Below are 22,117 nucleotides of genomic sequence, written 5' to 3' on the forward strand. Positions count from 1 at the left end.
AATGATGGCTGAAAAAAGAAAAAAACTTGAACAACCACTTTTTGTTAATGATAAACCCAAATCAATTATTAGTGAAAAATTTAGAGGTATTCGTTCTAATATTATGTTTTCTAGAGCTAAAGATGAAATTGTAAGTATCATCGTTACCTCTGAAAAACCGGCAGCGGGTAAGAGTATTGTCTCAGCTAATATCGCAACGACTTATGCTCAAGCTGGGTATAGGACTTTAATTATTGATGGTGATATGCGTAAACCAACTCAAAATTATATTTTCGAAGAAGCAAATTATGACGGATTATCAAATTTGATTATTGGTAAATCGGATTACGACAAAGCTATCAGATCAACTAGGGTTCCAAATTTAGATTTACTTACATCAGGACCGATACCACCTAATCCTTCAGAATTGATAGATTCTGACAGATTCTATGAAATTTACAATGAATTATTAAGAAGATACGATTTTGTATTAATTGATACACCACCTGTTAATACAGTGACAGATGCGCAAGTGTTTTTACAATATGTTAAAGATGCAATTATTGTTATTGATGCGGAAAAAAACAATAAATATGAAGTGAAAAAGGCTAAATCACTTATTGAGAAAGCAGATGGAAAAATTATCGGTGCAGTTTTAAATAAAACTCCAAGAGACAAATCATCAAGTTATTATTCTTACTATGGAGAAGAGGAATAACAATGATAGATATACACAATCATATTTTAATCGATGTGGATGATGGACCTAAGAACAGAGAAGATGCAATTCAATTATTAAAACAAGCAAAGTCGGAAGGTGTGAACGAGATCATTGCCACACCGCATCACTTAAGTCCGGTTTTTAATAATGAGCGTAAAAAAGTTTTAAATAAAATTGAGGAACTTAGATCCATGGAAGAGGTACAACAATTAGGAATCAAAATCTATCCTGGACAAGAAATTAGAATAACTGATCAAATTCTGCCAGAAATAGAAAAAGGGAATATCTTGAGCTTAAATCATTCTAAGTATTTATTGATTGAACTTCCCTCGAATGGTGTTCCTCATTACACTGAAAGATTATTTTATGAATTGTTATCTGAAGGGTACGTGCCAATTATTGCCCATCCTGAGAGAAATAAAGGGATTGTGCAAGATTTAGACAAACTTTATCAACTTGTTAAAGCAGGCGCATTAAGTCAATTAACTTCATCTTCTTTATCCGGGGGTAATGGTAAAAAATTACAGAAGATTTCTATACAAATGATAGAGAATCATTTAACACATTTTATTGCTTCAGATGCACATCATGAAACTGTACGACCTTTTAAAATGAAAAGTATTTTTGAAAATAAAAAATTAAAAGACTTAGGAATAGATTTAGAAGATTTTATGAAGAATTCAGAATCTGTAGTTAAGAACTTAGATGTATCTAAGAAGCAACCAACTCAGAATTACAAAAATAAAAAGTTTTTCGGTCTATTTTAGTGTTTTTGAGAATGGGAGGGAGATATAGACGTGGATAAATTAAATGCAAGAAAGCGTCTGATTATTTTATTAATTATAGATTCTTTGATAGTTTTCTTTTCAATATTTGTTTGTTATGAAATATTAGAACCTTATTTTAAAAATTATTCACCAGATATTTTGATTATATCTGCAATAGTATTACTACTTTCTCATCATGTTTTTGCATACTTATTTAATTTATATCATAGAGCCTGGGAATACGCGAGTGTCAACGAGCTGTTTCTTATAGTTGAATCAGTAACATGTTCCATACTTACTACTATTTTAATTGTGCCAATCTTTTCAGGTCATCCACCATTTTTAAGATTATATTTAATTACATGGATGATGCATTTAATTCTTATTGGTGGGTCCAGAATCTTTTGGAGAGTAAGTAGAAAATATGTAACTGGTGGGAATAAGCCTAAGAAAAAACCTACTTTAATAGTAGGAGCGGGACGTGGCGGATCACTTTTAATTAGACAAATGCTAAGAAGTGATATGGATCTTGAACCTATTTTAGCAGTTGATGACGACCCTGATAAACGTAAATTAACTATTGCTGATAGTGTAAAGGTACAAGGTACGATTGAAGATATACCTTATTTAACTAATAAATTCAAAATAAAGCGAATTATCATTGCTATACCTACACTCAGCGCTTCAAGATATAAAGAAATTAATGATATTTGTACAAGTACGGGAATTGAATTATTTAAAATGCCGAGCATAGAAGATGTATTATCTGGGGAATTGGAAGTTAATCAACTAAAAAAAGTTGAAGTTGAAGACTTGTTAGGGCGAGACCCAGTAGAGCTAGATATGGCCATGATATCTAAGGAATTGACACATCAAACAATTTTAGTAACTGGGGCTGGGGGATCAATAGGATCAGAAATTTGTCGACAAGTTTGTAAATTCCAACCTGAGAGAATCATTCTATTAGGACACGGTGAGAATAGTATCTATCTAATTAACCAAGAACTTACTAACACATATGGAGATAGTATCGAAATTGTACCAGTTATAGCAGATGTTCAAAACAAAGAACGTATTGAGCAAATTGTAAATGTTTATAAACCATACGCAATATACCATGCTGCTGCACATAAACACGTGCCTTTAATGGAGTATAACCCTGAAGAGGCATTTAACAACAATGTAATAGGTACACGTAATGTAGCAGTGGCGGCAAAAAAAGCACGAGTAAGAAAATTCGTAATGATTTCTACTGATAAAGCTGTTAATCCACCTAATGTAATGGGCGCCTCAAAACGTGTAGCAGAAATGATTATTCAAAGTTTAAATGATAAAAACGGATATACAGATTTTGTTGCTGTAAGATTCGGTAATGTTTTAGGTTCTAGAGGTTCTGTTATTCCTTTATTTAAAAAACAAATCGAAGTAGGCGGACCAGTGACAGTTACACATCCAGATATGACAAGATACTTTATGACTATTCCTGAAGCATCTAGGTTAGTTCTACAAGCCGGAGCTTTAGCCCAAGGTGGAGAAGTATTCGTATTAGATATGGGAGAACCAGTCAAAATTGTTGATTTGGCACGTAACTTAATTAGATTAAGTGGTAAAAGCGAAGATGAAATTGAAATTAAATTCTCTGGTGTAAGACCTGGAGAAAAGTTATATGAAGAATTATTGAATGAAAATGAAGTTCATCCAGAACAGGTATATGAAAAAATTTACCGCGGTAAAACTTCAGTAGCTTCGAAAGAAGAGTTAGATTCTACAATTAAGGAATTAGTTGTTAATAAAGAAAAGATAAGAGATATTTTATTAAAATTAGCTAACAGGAAGTTTTAAAATGACACTTTTTTATAGATTGTTCGTAATTATTTCATCTATTATTACAATCATATTAGATATGGTCACTACACAGCATATACCAAATAATTTAGTACTTTTACCATTTGTATTCGTACTTTTATTTGTAGTGTTTCCTTCATTTAGTAGATATATTTTTAATAACTTAGGAATTACAATTATTAACTTTACTATGCTATTAAGATATGTTGTTTCACCTTTTTTAATGGCTTTATATGGTTCAGATATCCAAATGGGTTCAACTGTATCCATCGATATTCAAAGCAAAGCGGTTTTACTTATGGTATATGAAATGATTGCTATGTTTCTAATTTTTGCGTTATTACACAAGTACTTTTACTCTAACAATTCAAAAATTAGAAATGTTAAATCTCAATCTAATATATTTGGATGGATATTCATAGCTTTTGCGTTGTTAATTATAATTAGTCAACCTTCAGTTTTAGGAAATTATTCATTTATTTGGTCGGCTAGTAAATTAAAGACTGATACTGCTAATGAGAATGTCACTTTATTTGCATTACTGATTCAGCTAGCTCAAATTGTTTTCACTGTAAGTATACTTAATATTATTCACAAATATTATGAAAAGAAAAATAGCATTATTTACTTATTTTTATCATTTATAGTTATTGTAGCTTCTGCCTCATTTATAACTGGGACTAGTAGATCGAGTATAATCATTCCTTTAGTAACAGGATTATTTGCTTTGTTAGTTCTTTATAATAAGTACAGAAAATTAATTATAGGATCGTCTTTGATACTTAGCTTATTAGTTATTTCGGTATCTACATTGTTAAAGCAACAAACAAATGTAACTATAGGATCGAGATCGCTTTATCACTCAGCAGGTCCTTTAGAGAATTTTAACACTGATATTCAATTATATTTTTCTGGCTTAATCAATGTGGGACACTCAATTGAAACAAGTAGTGTCATAAGACCATTTGATTTTAATTTAATTATGAGTGATTTAACTCATTCAGTTGTCTTTATAAACAATTTTTTCCATCAAAGTCAAAGTGCATTAATAGCATTTAATGACATGTTTTATAAAACGACAGGTGTTGCTGACCAAATCGTGCCCATCTTAGGCCAAGGTTATCTTTACTTTGGGACAATCTTAGCTCCTATTTTTTCGGTTATTGGACTTATTGTCGTAATGTTTTTAGATAAGATGGTATTTCGAACTAAGTCAGTATTTACGTTATATATCTTGTCATATTTCTGTCTGAAATTCTCAATGCTATTCATGTCTAACGCTACAATACTTACATCATTCTTTACGAACTTTATATTGATTTTATTATTAATAGCTTATTTAAATAGTAAAATAAGTTATAAAAAGGAGTAATTTATGAATATCGGGAGAAAAGATGTTGCATGGAGCTATTTAAGTTTACTAATGGTTCAGGGTATAAATATTATCCTTCTTCCAGTAATCATTCGTTACTTAAATACGGTTGAGCTAGGGTTATGGTATACATTTACTTCATTATATGGTTTGGCAATGCTAATTGATTTTGGCTTTCAAACCATCATATCTCGTAATGTAAGCTATTTATGGTCAGGCGCTAACAGTGTAAAAAGTGAAGGGTTTGAACTAGCAACAAGTGAAAATTCAACATTAAACATACCGTATTTTTCAAAAGTATTATCAACAGTGAAATTTATTTATACTTCAATGGGAATAATTATATTTATTCTATTTAGCATTTTTGGGACGTGGTACATGTTTAATATCAATAGTGGTCAAATAGATATTAAAACGATGTTAATAGCATGGATTTTTTATATGTTTTCGATTGTTCTTAATATTAGCTTTTCTTATTGGAATTCGATTTTAAAGGGTATTGGAGCAATTAAAACATATAATCAAATCTTAGTAGTAACTAAACTAACTCAACTTATCATTTCAGTTGTGTTGCTTTTTCTAGGCTATGGTTTGATAGGTGTTTCAGTAGCTTATTTCATTTCAGTGATAGTAAATCGTCTGTTACAATCATTCAGTTATTATAATTATTCTCATGAAACGAAAAAAACCAAACATAAAATTAAAGTTAAATACGATAAAGAAATTTTCCAGGCTATCTTACCTAATACGTTAAGAACAGGCTCACTTTCTTTATCAAATTATTTGATTATCAATTTTCCGATTATCTTAAGCTCATATTACTTGTCATTAAAGGTTTCAGGTCAATTTGGATTTATAAATCAAATTGTGACATTAATTATTATGCTTTCTAACTCTTATTACAATACATACTTATCAAAATTTAACTATCTTAGAGTAAAAAATAGATTTAATGAATTAATTAATTTATTTAGAAAAGCAATAGTGACGAGTTGTTTCTTTACTATTGTTGCTTTCATATTATTCTTAGTTTTGGGCAACTTAGTATTAGATATATTAGGAGCAGACTATCACTTATTTAGTTTAGTACCTATGATTATTATCATGCTTTATAGATTTCTATATAATAATCAGATGTTGTTTACGAATTTCTTATCAACTAAGAACCTCATACCACATCATAAATCCTTTTTATTGTCGGCAATCGTAACTGTTATTGTACAAGTTATACTTCTTCAATTTTTAAATTCAAAATTGATCTGGCTCATTCTACCGTTATTATTGATTCAATTAGCTTTCAATAATTGGTATTGGATCGTGTATGTAATTAAAGATATTAAAAATGATAGAAAAGAATTCCAAGCAAATTAGTAAGTGTTTGCACAGGGGGTAAATTATGAAAGTTTTATTTGTTGTAAATAATTTCAACTTTGGTGGGCCACAAAAAAGTTTATTAAATTTGTTATATGAATTAGAAGATTCCAAGATAGAAGTTGATTTAATGATATTAAATCAACAAGACGCATTAGTTCAGTATTTACCTAAATATGTTCATGTAAAGAAAGTACCAAGTAAGTTTTCATTGCTAATGCTCAATAAAAGTAATCTAGTATCTTCAGCTTTAAAAAATTGGAAAAGTCCGAAGTTAGTAATGAAAGTTTTCTTATTTGTCCTTCGCAGTAAATTAAACCTTCAAGATAATACAAAAGCAAAACAAAAATTTTGGATTAAAAATAAATGGAAAACACAATACAATGAAAACCACTATGATTACGCTATCGGTGTGTCAGGTGGCCATTCTGTGTATTTCATTCATGATTATATTAGTGCTGATAAAAAGATAGGATGGATTCGCACTGATTATAGAGTGTTAAAAAGAGATCACGATATAGATCAAAAATATTTTAGCCGAATATCGGGAATGTTAGCAGTTTCTAAAATGTGTGCTGATATTTTTGAGAATATTTTTAATATTAAACCTTATGTTTTTTATAATAGTTTACCGATAAAACTCTATGAAAATATTCCGGATGAAAATCTTGAAATTAATAAGAATTTTTTAAATCTTGCCACGATTTGTCGGTTAGATAATGGTAAGGGTCTTGATTTGTTGATTGATACAGCTAAAATTCTTAAAAAACGAAACATTAAATTTAAATGGTACGTGGTTGGAAATGGAAAATTAAAAAAATGGTTGAATGATGCAATAAAAGACAACAACTTAACTAACGAAGTCATACCTTTAGGATTCAAGTTTAATACTGGGAGTATAGTGAAGAAAGTTGATATTTTAGTGCATCCTTCAAGATTTGAAGGGAAATCTAACACTATAGATGAAGCTTTATATTATACAACACCTGTTGTCGCAACAAATTTTGAAACAGTTTTTGAGCAAATTCAAGATGGTAAAAATGGTTTCATTGTAGAAATGGAACCAATAGAAATAGCTTCGAAAATTGAGCTTCTAAACAATGATAAAAATTTATTAGATAGTATTAAACAGAATTTAAGTCAGAGTACAGATATTCAAATGCATAAAGGTCAAGAGTTCTTGAATATTATTAAAAAGGTGGGAAATTAAATGTTAACTATTTTTACACCTACATTTAATCGTGCACATACGCTACCAAGACTATATGAATCGTTACTCAAACAAACAGATCATAACTTTGAATGGTTAATTGTAGACGATGGATCAAAAGATGACACAGAAGAAATTGTTAAAACATTTAGCGAAGAGCACTTTAAAATTCGCTATATTAAACAAGAAAACGGGGGTAAACATATCGCTACAAATGTTGGCTTGAAATCAGCACAGGGCGATTTATTTACTGTTCTGGATAGTGATGATTGGTTTTATCCTGATGCTGTAGAGTTTTTTAATACTCAATTTAATAAATTTAAAAGTATGAAAGCACTTATTACTTTAGACACATACGAAGATGGGACAGTGATTGGTGAAAAACTACCTCCTCTAACAAAAGTGAATTGGGTAGACTTACGTTATAAATATAAAGTAAGGCATGACAAGTGTTACGTATTTAAAACGAATGCTATTCGAAATATGACGTTTCCTCAATATGGTAAGTCCAGACATATGCCACCATCTTATCAATGGTTTGAATTTAGTGAGTTATATGATTGTTACCTTGCTAATAAAAACACCAAGTATGTTGAATATCAAGAGGATGGGATTAGTAGTAAAGTTAAATCGAATTATTTTAAATCAGCTGAAAATTATTGTGAGTACCGAAAGTTAGCTCATAAACAATTGCCATATTTAAAAGATAAAATAATCAACTTAATGTTATTTGATGTATCTTGGATAGACACTAAGTTGAATCCTAAGTATAGATTTAAAAATTTAGAATTGTTAATTCAATCTATTATAGTATTACCACCATCATTAATACTCTATTTGTACTATAAGAGGAAATTTACCAAGAAAGGGTGGTTAAATTGATATGAAACTCACCCATAGATTAATTGATTTAATGCAAATTCCATATAATAAACTACCTAAGGCTCTGAGCGATATGATATGGAATGTTTTTACAGTAAGTGATTCTAAAATAGCAGTAACTTCTAGATATATGTATTTAAAGAAATACGCCAGTTTTATTGATAGAAATATTTATGTCGGTAAATTTGTTTGTTTAAAAAATATTGATAGGTTAACAATCGGTAAAAACGTTAGCATCCATTCATTTAGCTACATTGATGCTTATGGAGAAATTTTCATCGGGGATAATGTTTCCATAGCCAATCATTGTACGTTAATTTCCTCTGAACACACATGGGATGATCGAAATATGCCTATTAAATTTAACGCAATCTGTCCTAAGAAAATCATTATTGAAAAGGATGTATGGATAGCTTCAGGGGTGAGAATTTTAGGAGGTAATATCATTAGAGAAAGAAATATTATTGGAGCTGGTGCAGTTTTGACTAAAAATACTGAACCAAATAGTTTATACGTTGGTATACCCGCTAAAAGAATGAAGGAGGTCTAAATATGAAGGTATTAATTACTGGTGTGGCAGGTTTTATAGGTTCTCATTTATCAAAGAAACTTATCAATCAAGGATACGAAGTAGTTGGTATTGATAACATAAATGATTACTATTCAGTTCAATTAAAAGAGGATAGATTGAAATCAATAGGTAATGAAAATTTCACTTTTTACAAAACAGATTTAGAAGACAATGAAACTATCGATCAAATTTTCGACAAGGAGAAACCTGAAGTTGTAGTTAACTTAGCTGCACAAGCAGGTGTACGCTACAGTATAGATAATCCTAGGGCATATATAGATTCAAATGTAGTAGGTTTCTTAAATATTTTGGAGGGATGTAGACACCATAAAGTAGGGAATCTAATCTATGCGTCATCAAGTTCAGTTTATGGAGCAAACACAAATAAACCATTCAAAACTTCAGATAATATTGACCATCCATTAAGTTTATACGCAGCAACTAAAAAGTCTAACGAATTAATGGCACATACTTATAGTGATTTATATGACTTACCAACGACAGGACTTAGATTCTTCACTGTGTATGGGCCATGGGGAAGACCAGATATGGCACTATTTAAATTTACAAAAGCAGTTGTAAATGATGAGTCTATAGATGTTTATAATCATGGTAATATGATGCGAGACTTCACATATGTAGACGATATTGTTGAAGCAATAAGTCGCTTAATTAATAAACCTGCCCAACCTAATCCGAATTGGTCTGGATCAAATCCTGATCCAAGTTCTTCATATGCACCGTATAAAATTTACAATATCGGTAATAATAGTCCGGTGAGATTAATGGAATTTGTCGAAGCCATTGAAAATAAATTGAATAAAAAAGCTAAAAAGAATTATTTGGATTTACAGCCAGGTGATGTTCCTGAAACTTATGCAAACGTAGATGATTTATATAGAGATATTAATTTCAAACCACAGACCTCTATTCAAGATGGAGTAAACAAATTTATTGATTGGTATTTAGAATATTACAAATAAAGGGGAAATGATTGAATGAATAGAAAAATTGCAGTAGTTGGATTAGGATATGTAGGTTTACCGGTAGCAGTTACTTTTGGGAAAAAACATGAAGTCATTGGTTTCGATATTAATGATCGTCGTATCAATGAGTTAAAAGAAAATTATGACAGAACAAATGAAGTAACTACAGAGGATTTAAAAGAGACAAATATTAATTTCACTTCGAAATCAGAAGATCTAAAAGCAGCCGACTTTATCATTGTAGCTGTACCTACACCAATTGATAAAAATAATAAACCTGACTTAACACCATTGCTAAAAGCAAGTGAGACAGTAGGTAAAGAGTTAACTAAAGATACAATTGTGGTTTATGAATCAACAGTTTATCCAGGTGCAACTGAAGAGGATTGTGTACCAATTTTAGAAAAAGAATCCGGTCTTAAATGTGGCGATGATTTCTTCGTTGGTTATTCTCCAGAGAGAATTAACCCAGGAGATAAAGTTCATACATTTGAAACAATTACTAAAGTAGTTTCAGGACAAACATCTGAAGTATTAGATATTGTAGCAGAAGTATATGGTTCAGTTGTAACAGCTGGCGTTCATAAAGCATCTTCAATTAAAGTTGCCGAAGCGGCTAAAGTTATTGAGAACACGCAACGTGACGTGAATATTGCATTGATGAATGAACTAGCACTCATTTTTGATAAATTAAATATAGACACAAATGAAGTGTTAAAAGCTTCAGGCACAAAATGGAACTTCCTTAACTTTAAACCGGGCTTGGTGGGTGGACACTGTATTGGTGTAGATCCATACTATTTAACTCATAAAGCTCAAGAAGTAGGCCATCATCCAGAAGTGATATTAGCAGGGCGTCGAATTAATGATGACATGTCAAAATTCATAGCATCTAACGTTGTAAAAGGTTTATTAAAACAAGGTTTAGAAGTACAAGGTGCTACAGTAAATGTTCTAGGGTTAACTTTCAAGGAAAATTGCCCAGATTTAAGAAATACAAAAGTAATCCATATTATTGAAGAATTAATAGACTATGGTTTAGATGTTCATGTTAGTGATGTAGAAGCAGATAAAGATGAAGCAAAGAAATTTTACAATATCGATTTAAAAAGTAAGGATCAATTACCAGAGGCAGATGCAGTCGTATTTGCAGTAGCTCATAAAGATTATGTTCAAAATAAAAAAGAGTATATCAATTTAGTTAAAGAAAATGGCATTGTTTTTGATATAAAAGGTGTTATTGACGATAACGATGTAAGCTCAAAACAAGGATTATGGCGCTTATAATAATGATTGATCTGTAGGTGGAAAAGATTGGATAAGAAAAAAATATTTCATTTAGTTACAGTTTCAAAAAGTATTCCTTTAATGAACGGCCAAATTGAGTATTTAAGAAATAAAGGATTCGATGTCCACATCGTATCCTCAGCTGGTAAAGAACAAAACGCATATCCAAAAGATATTGTACATGCAATTAACATGGAAAGAGAAATTTCTATAAAACAAGATTTAATATCATTATTTAAAATGACAAAATTATTTCTTAAAGAGAAACCACTCATTGTTAATTCAGGTACACCCAAAGCTGGTCTAATCGGAACATTAGCAGCATTTATCACTCGACGACCAGTGCGAATTTACACTGTTAGAGGTTTACGTCTAGAAACAGTGCATGGTTTCAAATATAAAATACTATACGCTATGGAAAAACTAGCAATGTTTTGTGCCACGGATGTTATAGCTATATCCGAAAGTTTAAAAGATAAAATCGTATCTTTAAGATTAGAAAAACAAGGAAATATTCAAGTTTTAGGTTACGGAAGTAGTAATGGAATTAACTTGGAGAAATTCTCTAAATCGTATAACGACATACCAGTTTCAATTGAAAACCAATTAGAAAATCACTTCGTATTAGGTTATGTGGGAAGAATAGTAAAAGATAAAGGTATTCGTGAAGTAATAGAAAGTTTTAAAATCCTTAAAGATAAAGGATACAAAGTAAAACTCTTAATCGTGGGCGCATTAGAAAAAGATGATTCAATAGGTGAAGAATACTATAACTTTATTTCAAACAACAAAGACATTGTGTTAACGGGGCATGTTGATCAACCTGTAAATTACTATAATCATATGGATGTATTACTATTCCCTACGTATAGAGAAGGATTTGGCAATGTGAGTATTGAAGCGCAAGCACTTGAGATCCCAGTAATTACTAGTAACGCTACAGGTGCTAAAGATACAGTTGAAGATAAGCATACAGGATATATAGTTGAAATAGGTGATTATATAAAAATTGCTGAGAAAACTGAAACTTTAATCATTGATGAAACTTTAAGATACGAATTAGGTCGTAACGCTAGAAAACGAGTTATCGATAAATTTGATAGTAAAATTATTTGGAAACATCTAGAAACAATTTACCGAAATAAAAATTTATAAGAGAGTGTGTTGACTATGCTTAAACGTGCTTTTGATGTTGCAGTGAGTTCTTCCGGATTAATCTTATCATCCCCCATCATTTTAGGCGCATCGATATTAATAGCTAAAAAGTTAGGGAAACCCGTTTTGTTTAAACAAACAAGACCAGGTCAATATGGTAAGCCATTTCAAATTTATAAATTTCGTACAATGACTGATGCAAAAGATGAAAATGGTGAACTATTACCAGATGAACAGCGTATGACACCTGTAGGTCGATTTATTAGAAATTCAAGTATTGATGAACTACCTCAACTTATCAATGTGTTAAAGGGAGATATTAGTTTAGTTGGTCCTAGGCCTTTGTTGATGGAATATTTACCACTCTATAATCAAGAACAGAAAAAGCGTCATAATGTTAAACCAGGAATTACAGGATGGGCACAAATAAATGGTAGAAATGCAATTTCATGGGATGCTAAGTTTAAACTAGATGTGTGGTATGTGGAAAATCAATCATTTAAATTAGATATGTATATTATCTATAAAACGATTGTTAATACATTACAAAAAAAAGATATTAACGCGCCGAATCACGTTACAGCTGAAAAGTTTAAGGGGAATCACGTATGAGCAAACCAGTTTTATTAATAGGTATGGGCGGTCATTCAAAAGTAGTGAGAGATATTATTGAAAGTAGCACTGATTACCATTTAGCTGGTTACTTAGATGATGTCATTAATGATTATTATGAAGAAGATGGATTAATTTACGATAATCTAAAAGACATCAATCGATTGAAATCACAATATTATTTTGTTTTAGCAATCGGTAATAATACAGTGAGAGAAAAAATATTTAATAAAAATGATATTCCGATTGAACGTTTCCCAGTTTTTATTCACCCGTCATCAATAATTAGTCCAAGTGCTAAAATTGGTTATGGTACCGTTGTTATGCCTAAAGCTGTTATAAATGCAGATAGTAAAATCGGAATTCATACCATTATTAATACTAATGCGATTGTTGAACATGATAATCAAATTGGAGATTATGTTCATATTTCCCCAAGTGCAGTATTAGCTGGAGGAGTAAAAGTAGGGAATTTATCTCATATAGCTCTTAATGCTACAGTATTGCCATTAGTTGAAATTGGAAGTCATTGTGTAGTGGGTGCAGGAGCCACAGTAATAAAAAATGTTAAATCAGAATCAACAGTCATTGGTACGCCAGCAAAATACAAGGAGTGAAAAAATTGAAAGAAGAAAGAATTTACTTATCACGCCCTCACATGGGTGGAAGTGAACAAAAATATATTCAAGATGCTTTTGAGAAAAACTGGATTGCCCCGTTGGGAGAAAATGTTACAGAATTTGAAAATAGCGTTAAGGCTTATACAGGTAGTGAAGCAGCATTAGCTGTTGGTAGCGGTACTTCGGCTATACATTTAGCGCTTATTGAAGCTGGCGTAGAAAGAGATGACATTGTATTCTGTAGTTCTCTAACTTTCTGTGCATCTGCAAACCCAATTATGTATCAAGGAGCTAAACCAGTATTCATCGATTCTGAAAATGATTCATGGAATATGTCACCAGTTGCATTACGTAAAGCATTTGAAAAATTTGAGAGAGAGGGAGTTAAACCTAAAGCAGTAATAGCCGTTAACCTTTATGGTCAATCTTCTAAAATAGATGAAATTAAACAAATTTGTGATGAGTACAATGTTGTATTAGTTGAAGATGCGGCTGAATCTTTAGGAGCAATATATAAAGGTCAGAAAAGTGGAACATTTGGCCATTTTGGTATCTTCTCATTCAATGGTAATAAAATCATCACTACTAGTGGCGGTGGTATGTTGATTTCAAATGATAAAAAAGCAATTGCACACGCATTGTTTTTATCTACTCAAGCACGAGATAAGGCTCTACATTATCAACACAGTGAATTAGGTTTTAACTACAGATTAAGTAATATATCAGCAGGTATAGGCAGAGGTCAAATGGAAGTATTAGATGAACACATCGATCGTAGACGTGAGATATTTAGTACGTATGAGAAAGAATTGTCACCATTGGGTGGTTTTAATTTCCAACCAGAACTTCCTGATTCAAAAGCCAATCGTTGGTTAACTGCTTTAACAATTGATTGTGAGAAGACAGGTTTTACTGCAACAGAGCTTATTGAAAAACTTCAAGAACATAATATTGAAGCAAGACCTGTTTGGAAACCTATGCATTTACAACCATTGTATGAAGGTTATGAATTTTTTAAAGAAGATAAAGATAATAGTGCATTTTTATTCAAAAATGGTGTATGCTTACCTTCAGGATCAGATATGACTGATGAACAATTAAAGCATGTTATTAATATTATTATTAAGGAAATGCATAATAGGGGGTAACTCATGGCCAGAGAAAAGAAAAAGAAATCTTTAGTCTTTAAAATTCTAGTAATCATTTTAATAGTCTTTATACTATTAGCAATAGTATTTGGTATTTATATTTTTTCAAAAGTAAATTCATTAAGTAACGCAATTCATAATCCATTAGATAGGGATAAATCTGAATTAAGAAACAAGGCTGTGGGTGATGGAGATCCAGTGTCAATTGTAATCTATGGTATAGATGAAGATTCAGAACGTAAACAACAAAATTCAGGTCAAAGAACAGATTCTATAATCATGATGTCTATTAATCCTAAAGATCACAAAACAGTAATGGTAAGTATTCCACGTGATACAAGAGCTAAAATTGTGGGAAGAGGAACGACTGAAAAAATCAATCATGCCTATGCTTATGGTGGACCAACCATGGCAGTAAAGTCTTTAGAAAAATTAACTAACGTGCCAGTGGACCATTATGCTGCAATTAACATGGATGGTGTTAAAACAGTTGTAGACCAATTAGGTGGTGTTGATGTAACAAGTAACGCTACATTTAAATTCCATGGATATCAATTTAATAAAGGTCAAAAATACCATATGAATGGCGATAAAGCTTTAACTTATATGAGAAGCCGTGAACAAGAGGGCGCTGGTGGCGATAGTGGCCGTCAATTACGTCAACAACAAGTCATAGAAGCAGTGGCTAAAGAAGGTTTACAAATCGGATCAATAACTAAAATTGATGGAATCTTTAAAGCAGCTGAAGATAATGTTAAAACAGACTTAAGTTTAGGTCAGTTAAATAAAATGCGTCAAAATTACAATGATGCCCAAGATAACGTTGAACGTGATACAATCCAAGGTGAGAATAAAATTGGGAACGACAACTTGTGGTACTTCTATCCAGATGAAAACAATCTAAACAAGGTAATGAAAAAATATAAAGACAATTTAGATTTATAAATTAAAACCCAGTTAGAACGATGAAAGGTTCTAACTGGGTTTTGTAATATATAAGGGTTACTTGGCTAAACGCCGATATCCTCACAACGCTCTACTATTATTATTGTTGATTTTGGTTAGATGCTACATCATTTTTAAAGAAATCAAAGATGTTTTTAGCACTTTGAGTATTTTCCATGTTACCTTTGAATTTACTTGATCCTGGACCATAAGCGTAAGTATTCACGTCTTCACCGGTATGTCCGTTTGTAGTCCAACCAGTATGTGATGCATCATTGATCGGTTTTTGAATTGCATTTTGTAACTTAGTTGTAGCAGCAGCTACTTTTGGATCTTTTTCGTCTTTACCTTCTTTTTGAAGTTTGCGTAAATCTTTCGCAGCTTGTTTTACTTTATCCATTTGTTTACTTGGGAAGTTGATACCGTACCCTTCGTTAATCACTTTTTCTGGATCTTTTCCTGAAGCAATCTCTTTAGTCATATACATACCAGAGTGTTTCATTTTATGAATGGCTTCTGGATCCCACTTATAATCTTTACCTTTAGCGATAGTCATACCACCTGTAGAATGGTCGGCTGTTGCAATAACTAAAGTATCTTTATTTGTTTTAGCATAATCGATTGAATTTTGGAATGCTTTTTCGAAACCACTCATCTCAGACATGACACCAGTAACATCGTTAGGGTGAGCCGCCTTATCGATTGAAGCGCCTTCTACCATTAGGAAGAATCCTTTTTTATTTTTATCTAACTTACTTAATGCACTTTGTTCCATATCAACGAGTAAAGGATTTTTTGACGGTGCATCGATTTGAAGTGGCATATCTTTTTCAGAAAATGTACCTAAAACTTTATCACTTTGAGAATTTAGAAGTTGTGTTTTATTGTTAACTAAATCGTAACCATCTTTTTTGAATTTCTTATCAAGGTGACCATTTTCTTTACCGAAGTATTTAGAACCTCCACCTAGCATTACATCTACTTTGTGTTGGCCATTGATTTTATCATTATAAAATTGTTGAGCAATTTCGTCTTTTTTATCACGAGAATCAACATGAGCGGCGTAAACAGCTGGTGTTGCGTCTGTAAGTTCAGCAGTCGTTACTAAACCTGTAGATTTACCTTGTTCTTTAGCTTGTTCTAATACTGATTTTAAAGGCTTTTTGTTGTTATCAACGCTAATTGCGCCGTTATATGTTTTATGTCCTGTGGCGAAAGCAGTACCGCCAGCAGCTGAGTCTGTTACATTTTCTTTAGGATCATTAGGATATGTACGATTTGTTCCTTTTAAATATTTATCGAACGCAGTAGGGTTCATTTTTTTAGCGCCAGGTTGATTTTTATAATAACGGTAAGCTGTGTTGAAAGATGGCCCCATGCCGTCACCAACCATGAAGATAACATTTTTAGGATTCTTAGTATTACCAAACGCGATGGCATCATCTTGTCCTTGTTGGCCTTGTGCATTTTCTCCTGGACCTGCGCCACTTCCAGATGCATGCGAGATATTTGAAACGCCTAAAACTGAAGCAGCCACCATTGAACTTGCTATCGTAGTTTTACTCAATTTATTTATAAAATTCATCATTAAGGTACCCCCTAAATAAGTATAGTTATGTATTGCAATTTCAGTATAGAATATGAATTTTGACTAAAAGTAATTTTTAAGTAAATGAATTGTAAATGGATATAATTCTAAAAAGAATTTAAATATAAATTGTTTAAAATTAAATTCAACACATGAGCAAGTGAATCAAAAATTACATTTCTTACGAACACCAACAGCTATTGAGTGTCAAAATATCGTGATAGAATAACTTATTTAAAAATGTCTTTTTAAGTCATAAACATGTAAAATGAGGATAAACAGAATCTTAATTAATAATAGGAATTTTAACTCTTTGAAGTAGGTGAAATGATGATACTTGTTATGTTATCTCCAATTTTAATCATTGGATTTATTGCTTTAGGTATATTTGAAGAAAGACGAAGAAGTAAAAAGGCTCAAGAACAAAAAGACCAAATTGAAAAAGATAAAAATAAAGTTTATGATTCAGAAGAGGATAAATAAATTACACAATGTGGTTGAAAGGTGAACAGGTATGAAGATTCTCATTGTAGAAGACGACTTAGTGATTGCTGAAAGCTTGGCGAATGAATTGTCAAAATGGAACTACGACGTAAAAGTGGTTGAGAATTTTGACAAAATCATGGAAGATTTTCATGAAATGGATCCGCAGCTTGTCTTATTAGACATTAATTTGCCCACGCTTAATGGCTTTCATTGGTGTCAAGAAATGCGCAAAGTATCCAACGTCCCTATTATGTTTATAAGTTCGCGTACGGATAATATGGATCAAATTATGGCAATTCAAATGGGTGGCGATGATTTTATTGAGAAGCCGTTCAACTTATCGTTAACCATCGCAAAGATCCAAGCTTTGCTACGACGAACATACGACCTATCAGTATCTAATGACGAATTGGATGTGAAAGGCTGTAAACTTATCCTTGATGAAGCAAAACTAATTAAGGAAGGCGAAGCGGTTCAATTATCACTAACAGAACTTCAAATTCTGAAAATGCTGTTCCAAAATGAAGGTAAATATGTAAGTCGTACAACTTTAATTGAAAAATGTTGGGAATCTGAAAACTTCATCGATGACAATACATTAGCAGTAAATATGACACGATTACGTAAAAAATTATCATCTATCGGTGTGGATCATTTTATAGAAACAAAGAAAAATGTCGGATATAGGGTTTAAAAATTATGTTACTATCATTTATTAAATCAATTCGTAATGAAATCTCAATCGTAGTATGTATATTTTTATTATTTGCACTTATTTTCTTCCTGTTTACACTGCCATTCAGTGCTTTCGGTCTTGCGCTAGGTATCGTCTTACTCGTCATATCCATTCATTGGTGGATTAAATATCTTGGATTTAAGAAGGATGAGCGTCTTAAAGAGACGATTGATAATTTGGAAAATGAATTAACAGAAGTGAAAAATCAACAAGTGGAATATCGTAATGATGTAGAAAGTTATTTTCTAACATGGGTGCATCAAATTAAAACGCCTATAACAGCTTCTCAATTATTACTTGAACGTAATGAAGAAAATGTCGTAAATCGTGTTAGACAAGAAATCGTACAAATCGATAACTATACAAGCTTAGCTTTAAGTTATTTGAAATTACTCAACGAAGAATCCGATATGACAATTTCAGAAGTTGAAATGAACGAACTCATTCGTCCACTTATTATGAAATATAGAATTCAGTTTATTGAACAACATATGCGAATTCATTATGAAAAATGTGAAGATAAAGTTTTAACTGATGCGCAATGGGTTTCAATAATGATTGAACAAATTCTTAACAATGCTTTGAAATATGCACGTGGAAAGGATATATGGATTGAATTCGATGCATCAGAACAATCACTTATAATCAAAGATAATGGCGTAGGTATCAGTAAAGCAGATATTCCCAAAATATTTGATAAAGGCTATTCAGGTTATAATGGCAGACTCAATGAAGAATCAAGTGGAATAGGTTTATTTATTGTTAAACATATTTCTAATCACCTGAATCATGAGGTCGATGTAGATTCAAAACTTAATGAAGGTACAACATTTAAAATCCATTTTCCGAGAGAAGATTAGCTAAACTTTCAAAACTGTAAGTTTGCCAACGATATTTGTAAGAAATTATGAATGTTGTTGGCGCTTTTTTATTTTATGATAATAAGTGAAATGAGAAAGGGGCATTCATGATGTTATTAGAAGTGAAAAGTGTAAAAAAAGTATATGGCAGAGGGCTTAACTCAACGACTGCGTTAAATAATATGAACTTAGAAATAGAAGAAGGCGAATTTGTAGCTATTATGGGGGAGTCTGGCTCCGGTAAATCTACATTGCTCAATCTCATAGCTACTTTCGATAAATTAACTGAAGGCTTTATTACATTGAATGGTACAGCGATTAATAAATTGCGAAATAAAGAAATTGCCCGTTTTCGCAGGGAAACATTAGGGTTTGTCTTTCAAGACTTCAACGTACTTAATACTATGTCCAACAAAGATAATATTTTGATGCCACTTGTCCTTGCGAATGAACGCCCTAAAACGATGGACGAACGTCTTAAATCGATAAGTACTCAATTAGGGATTCATGATCTACTAGATAAATATCCATACGAAATTTCAGGTGGTCAAAAGCAACGTGTTGCCATAGCCCGTGCACTGATCGCTCAACCTAAATTACTCCTTGCCGATGAACCAACAGGCGCGCTTGATTCTAAAACTTCTAAAAACCTTATGAAACTCTTTAGAGAAATTAACCAAAATAATCAAACGATATTAATGGTCACACACTCCAATATTGATGCCTCCTATGCCGAACGTGTGATTTTTATCAAAGATGGTAGATTATATCACGAAATTTATCGCGGTGAAGAATCTCGAGATGAATATCAGAAACGAATTGCCGACAGTTTAGCCATCTTAAATGGGAGAGGTGATTAGTGTGACATTCAAGATGCTTTGGCAAATGGTTAAACGAAGTTACGTTACACAACGTCATATTATCATCCCATTTATTATTGCTGTAAGTATTATGTTTGCTATAGAGTACATATTAATCTCGATTACACAAAACACCTATACTCAAAAGCATAATAGCTTTTTGCCACTATTTGCCATACTTGGTAATGTACTAATGTCTATGTTGACATTGATTTTTGTTGTTTATGCAAATAACTTTGTGATTAAGAGAAGGCAACGAGAATTCGCATTGTATATGATTTTAGGGATGGAGAAGAAACATCTTAAAATTGTACTTATTATTGAATCTTATATTAATTTCATAATTATAAGTTGTATTAGTATGATTGGTGGATACTTATTCGGTTCTTTATTTTTTATGCTTATAAGTAAGGTATGGATAGGCAAAAATGCGAGTTTAGTTGATTACCCATTTGACTTTAAGTCCATGTTAATTACTTTAACGATGCTGATTGTAGTTTTAAGCGTTCTCAATATGATTAATATTATAAAAGTAACTTTCCAAAGTCCGCTTAAACTAGTCGATCAAAACGTAAAAAAGTCAGGGAAAACATCTAAAATTTTTACTTATATTGTATTGGTATTGGGCATCCTTGCGACAGGCACTGGGTATAGCATTGCCTTACAAGATAATTCGGCAATGGGTTCATTAGCGTCTATATTTGTGGCGATGTTCTGCGTATTTCTAGGCACGTACTTTCTTTTTATATCTTTGAGCGTTGTAATACTGGATTGTTTGAAAAAAATACCAAAATTCTACTATAAGACCAATAACTTTTTTACCGTATCTAACCTAAGAAGTCGTTTGAAATCCAATGCGGTAAGTTTGGCTACCATTTCGTTATTATCTACTTTTCTTATAGTCACTTTAGGTATGACAATTCAAACATACAGAGGTTTCAATGAAAGATTAGATAATATATGGGCGAATCAATATAAAGTCGATATGAGTGGCGACTTTCATAAAGATAAAAAAGTAAAAAAAGATATGACAAAAACAGAAGATTATATAAAAAAACATGTCAAAACTGATACATTTAAAAGGTATACCTTAGATACAATCAATGCTGAATTAGAAATGAACAAAAATGGTTCAACATTGAATCCGAGCTCAAATCAATTTGATGGTAGATTATTCTATTTATCTAAACAAGTACCTCACTATTTTACAATAACTTTTATGACACTTGCCGATTATAATCATTACCATTCCCATCTTAATCTTAAAAGTAATGAAATTGCCGTTAACACGGATAATAGTTTATTAAGCAAGACTAATAAAATAGAAATTAATGGAACTGTATATAAGGTGAAGCATATCAAAAAAATGAATATCAATACTTTAGATAACGTCATGGATGGTGCCTATATCGTAACGAAGAATAATCAAACAAAGACAAAGATATTTAATTATTTAAATAAAGATAATCGAGAAAAAATTTATCCTTCAAGTTCTCATATAGAGTTTAATAATATGGAAGATAAACCTCTGACACATGCTCAAATGAATAAAATTAATAAAAAGATTAAAGGATTCATAGAGGATAAACCAACGTTTAAGAGGCAGTGGATAGGAGTTAACGGAGGGTTAATATTTGTAGGCACAGTTGTATCATTTGTCTTACTCATTGCGATATTCTTGATGATGTATTATAAACAAATTTCTGAGGGTTACGATGATCGACACGAATACGAAGTCATGAAGAAAATTGGATTAGAACAAAGTTTGATTAAACAAATTATTAACAAACAAATCATCTGGATATTTTCAATACCTGTAATTGTAGCAATGATTCACACCTTGGTTGCATCTAAAATAATTTTTAATCTTCTTGGATTCGTAACAGTTAAAGACATTGGAATGTTTGCGACAAGTTACTTAGGAGTAATTGTAGTATTTATTGCTATATACTCTCTCATGTACTGGATTACTTCGCGTATTTATTACATGATTGTTAATAGTAGACGCTAAATTGTTTAATACTTCAAATTAAATATTTATAATTAAAATGGATATTATCAAAAAGTTAGTATCCATTTTTTATTTATCAGGAATAAATCTCATCTGTGAGGGTAT

The 22,117-nt window shown here is 31.5% G+C and carries 21 protein-coding genes; 20 read left to right on the forward strand and 1 reads right to left on the reverse strand.

Going from position 1 to position 22,117, the window contains the following annotated elements; genetic code table 11:
* The first annotated feature begins 1 nt into the window (after position 1).
* The 15 genes from JMUB898_RS01470 to JMUB898_RS01540 are packed head-to-tail and all read left to right on the forward strand — an operon-like array spanning position 2 to position 15,471.
* On the forward strand, positions 2-697 hold the full coding sequence (locus JMUB898_RS01470; RefSeq protein ID WP_002444585.1) for a polysaccharide biosynthesis tyrosine autokinase: 696 nt from the start codon (positions 2-4) through the stop codon (positions 695-697).
* A gap of 2 nt (positions 698-699) precedes the next feature.
* Positions 700-1,467 carry a tyrosine-protein phosphatase gene (locus tag JMUB898_RS01475; protein WP_002444583.1) on the forward strand — a complete coding sequence of 256 codons (768 nt, stop codon included), beginning with the start codon at positions 700-702 and terminating at the stop codon, positions 1,465-1,467.
* A gap of 30 nt (positions 1,468-1,497) precedes the next feature.
* On the forward strand, positions 1,498-3,309 hold the full coding sequence (locus JMUB898_RS01480) for a polysaccharide biosynthesis protein (protein WP_095323337.1): 1,812 nt from the start codon (positions 1,498-1,500) through the stop codon (positions 3,307-3,309).
* A 1-nt stretch (position 3,310) separates the two neighbouring features.
* Positions 3,311-4,684 carry a hypothetical protein gene (locus JMUB898_RS01485; RefSeq protein ID WP_002444580.1) on the forward strand — a complete coding sequence of 458 codons (1,374 nt, stop codon included), beginning with the start codon at positions 3,311-3,313 and terminating at the stop codon, positions 4,682-4,684.
* A gap of 3 nt (positions 4,685-4,687) precedes the next feature.
* The gene (gene wzx / locus JMUB898_RS01490) at positions 4,688-6,055 is read left to right on the forward strand and encodes an O-unit flippase-like protein (protein WP_002444578.1); all 1,368 of its coding nucleotides are present in this window, start codon (positions 4,688-4,690) and stop codon (positions 6,053-6,055) included.
* A gap of 25 nt (positions 6,056-6,080) precedes the next feature.
* A complete protein-coding gene (locus tag JMUB898_RS01495; RefSeq protein WP_070830063.1) occupies positions 6,081-7,265 on the forward strand; it encodes a glycosyltransferase in 1,185 nt (394 codons plus the stop codon).
* Positions 7,266-8,147, forward strand: coding sequence for a glycosyltransferase family 2 protein (locus JMUB898_RS01500; protein WP_002444570.1), 882 nt, complete (start codon positions 7,266-7,268; stop codon positions 8,145-8,147). It abuts the gene before it with no gap.
* Position 8,148: 1 nt separating this feature from the next.
* The gene (locus tag JMUB898_RS01505) at positions 8,149-8,697 is read left to right on the forward strand and encodes an acyltransferase (RefSeq protein ID WP_002444568.1); all 549 of its coding nucleotides are present in this window, start codon (positions 8,149-8,151) and stop codon (positions 8,695-8,697) included.
* Between the two features lie 2 nt (positions 8,698-8,699).
* A complete protein-coding gene (locus JMUB898_RS01510) occupies positions 8,700-9,701 on the forward strand; it encodes an NAD-dependent epimerase (protein ID WP_002444565.1) in 1,002 nt (333 codons plus the stop codon).
* A gap of 15 nt (positions 9,702-9,716) precedes the next feature.
* Complete coding sequence (locus JMUB898_RS01515) at positions 9,717-10,991, forward strand: nucleotide sugar dehydrogenase (protein ID WP_002444563.1); 1,275 nt, start codon at positions 9,717-9,719, stop codon at positions 10,989-10,991.
* A gap of 27 nt (positions 10,992-11,018) precedes the next feature.
* Complete coding sequence (locus JMUB898_RS01520) at positions 11,019-12,146, forward strand: glycosyltransferase family 4 protein (protein WP_002444562.1); 1,128 nt, start codon at positions 11,019-11,021, stop codon at positions 12,144-12,146.
* 15 nt (positions 12,147-12,161) lie between these two features.
* Positions 12,162-12,758, forward strand: a complete 597-nt coding sequence (locus JMUB898_RS01525; protein WP_002444560.1) for a sugar transferase — start codon at positions 12,162-12,164, stop codon at positions 12,756-12,758.
* Positions 12,755-13,375: an acetyltransferase gene (locus tag JMUB898_RS01530; protein WP_002444559.1), complete on the forward strand. Its 621-nt coding sequence runs from the start codon at positions 12,755-12,757 to the stop codon at positions 13,373-13,375. Before JMUB898_RS01525 ends, JMUB898_RS01530 begins: the two co-directional genes overlap by 4 nt.
* A gap of 5 nt (positions 13,376-13,380) precedes the next feature.
* On the forward strand, positions 13,381-14,526 hold the full coding sequence (locus tag JMUB898_RS01535) for a DegT/DnrJ/EryC1/StrS family aminotransferase (protein WP_269471254.1): 1,146 nt from the start codon (positions 13,381-13,383) through the stop codon (positions 14,524-14,526).
* A 3-nt stretch (positions 14,527-14,529) separates the two neighbouring features.
* Positions 14,530-15,471, forward strand: coding sequence for an LCP family glycopolymer transferase (locus tag JMUB898_RS01540; protein WP_002444555.1), 942 nt, complete (start codon positions 14,530-14,532; stop codon positions 15,469-15,471).
* A 100-nt stretch (positions 15,472-15,571) separates the two neighbouring features.
* Here JMUB898_RS01540 and JMUB898_RS01545 read toward each other — a convergent pair whose 3' ends face one another.
* A complete protein-coding gene (locus JMUB898_RS01545) occupies positions 15,572-17,056 on the reverse strand; it encodes an alkaline phosphatase (protein WP_037541814.1) in 1,485 nt (494 codons plus the stop codon).
* A 333-nt stretch (positions 17,057-17,389) separates the two neighbouring features.
* Between JMUB898_RS01545 and JMUB898_RS12630 the strand changes: the two genes are divergently transcribed.
* The 5 genes from JMUB898_RS12630 (at position 17,390) to JMUB898_RS01565 (ending at position 22,012) form a co-directional block, all read left to right on the forward strand.
* On the forward strand, positions 17,390-17,542 hold the full coding sequence (locus JMUB898_RS12630; protein WP_165764690.1) for a hypothetical protein: 153 nt from the start codon (positions 17,390-17,392) through the stop codon (positions 17,540-17,542).
* A 31-nt stretch (positions 17,543-17,573) separates the two neighbouring features.
* On the forward strand, positions 17,574-18,239 hold the full coding sequence (locus tag JMUB898_RS01550) for a response regulator transcription factor (protein ID WP_002444548.1): 666 nt from the start codon (positions 17,574-17,576) through the stop codon (positions 18,237-18,239).
* 5 nt (positions 18,240-18,244) lie between these two features.
* Positions 18,245-19,141 (forward strand): sensor histidine kinase, encoded by an 897-nt coding sequence (locus JMUB898_RS01555; protein WP_126501886.1) that lies wholly within the window; start codon positions 18,245-18,247, stop codon positions 19,139-19,141.
* 110 nt (positions 19,142-19,251) lie between these two features.
* Positions 19,252-20,001, forward strand: a complete 750-nt coding sequence (locus JMUB898_RS01560) for an ABC transporter ATP-binding protein (RefSeq protein WP_037541718.1) — start codon at positions 19,252-19,254, stop codon at positions 19,999-20,001.
* Between the two features lies 1 nt (position 20,002).
* Positions 20,003-22,012 (forward strand): ABC transporter permease, encoded by a 2,010-nt coding sequence (locus JMUB898_RS01565; protein WP_037541716.1) that lies wholly within the window; start codon positions 20,003-20,005, stop codon positions 22,010-22,012.
* Positions 22,013-22,117 lie beyond the last annotated feature (105 nt).

It is taken from the genome of Staphylococcus caprae (assembly GCF_003966625.1).
Lineage (GTDB): Bacteria > Bacillota > Bacilli > Staphylococcales > Staphylococcaceae > Staphylococcus > Staphylococcus caprae.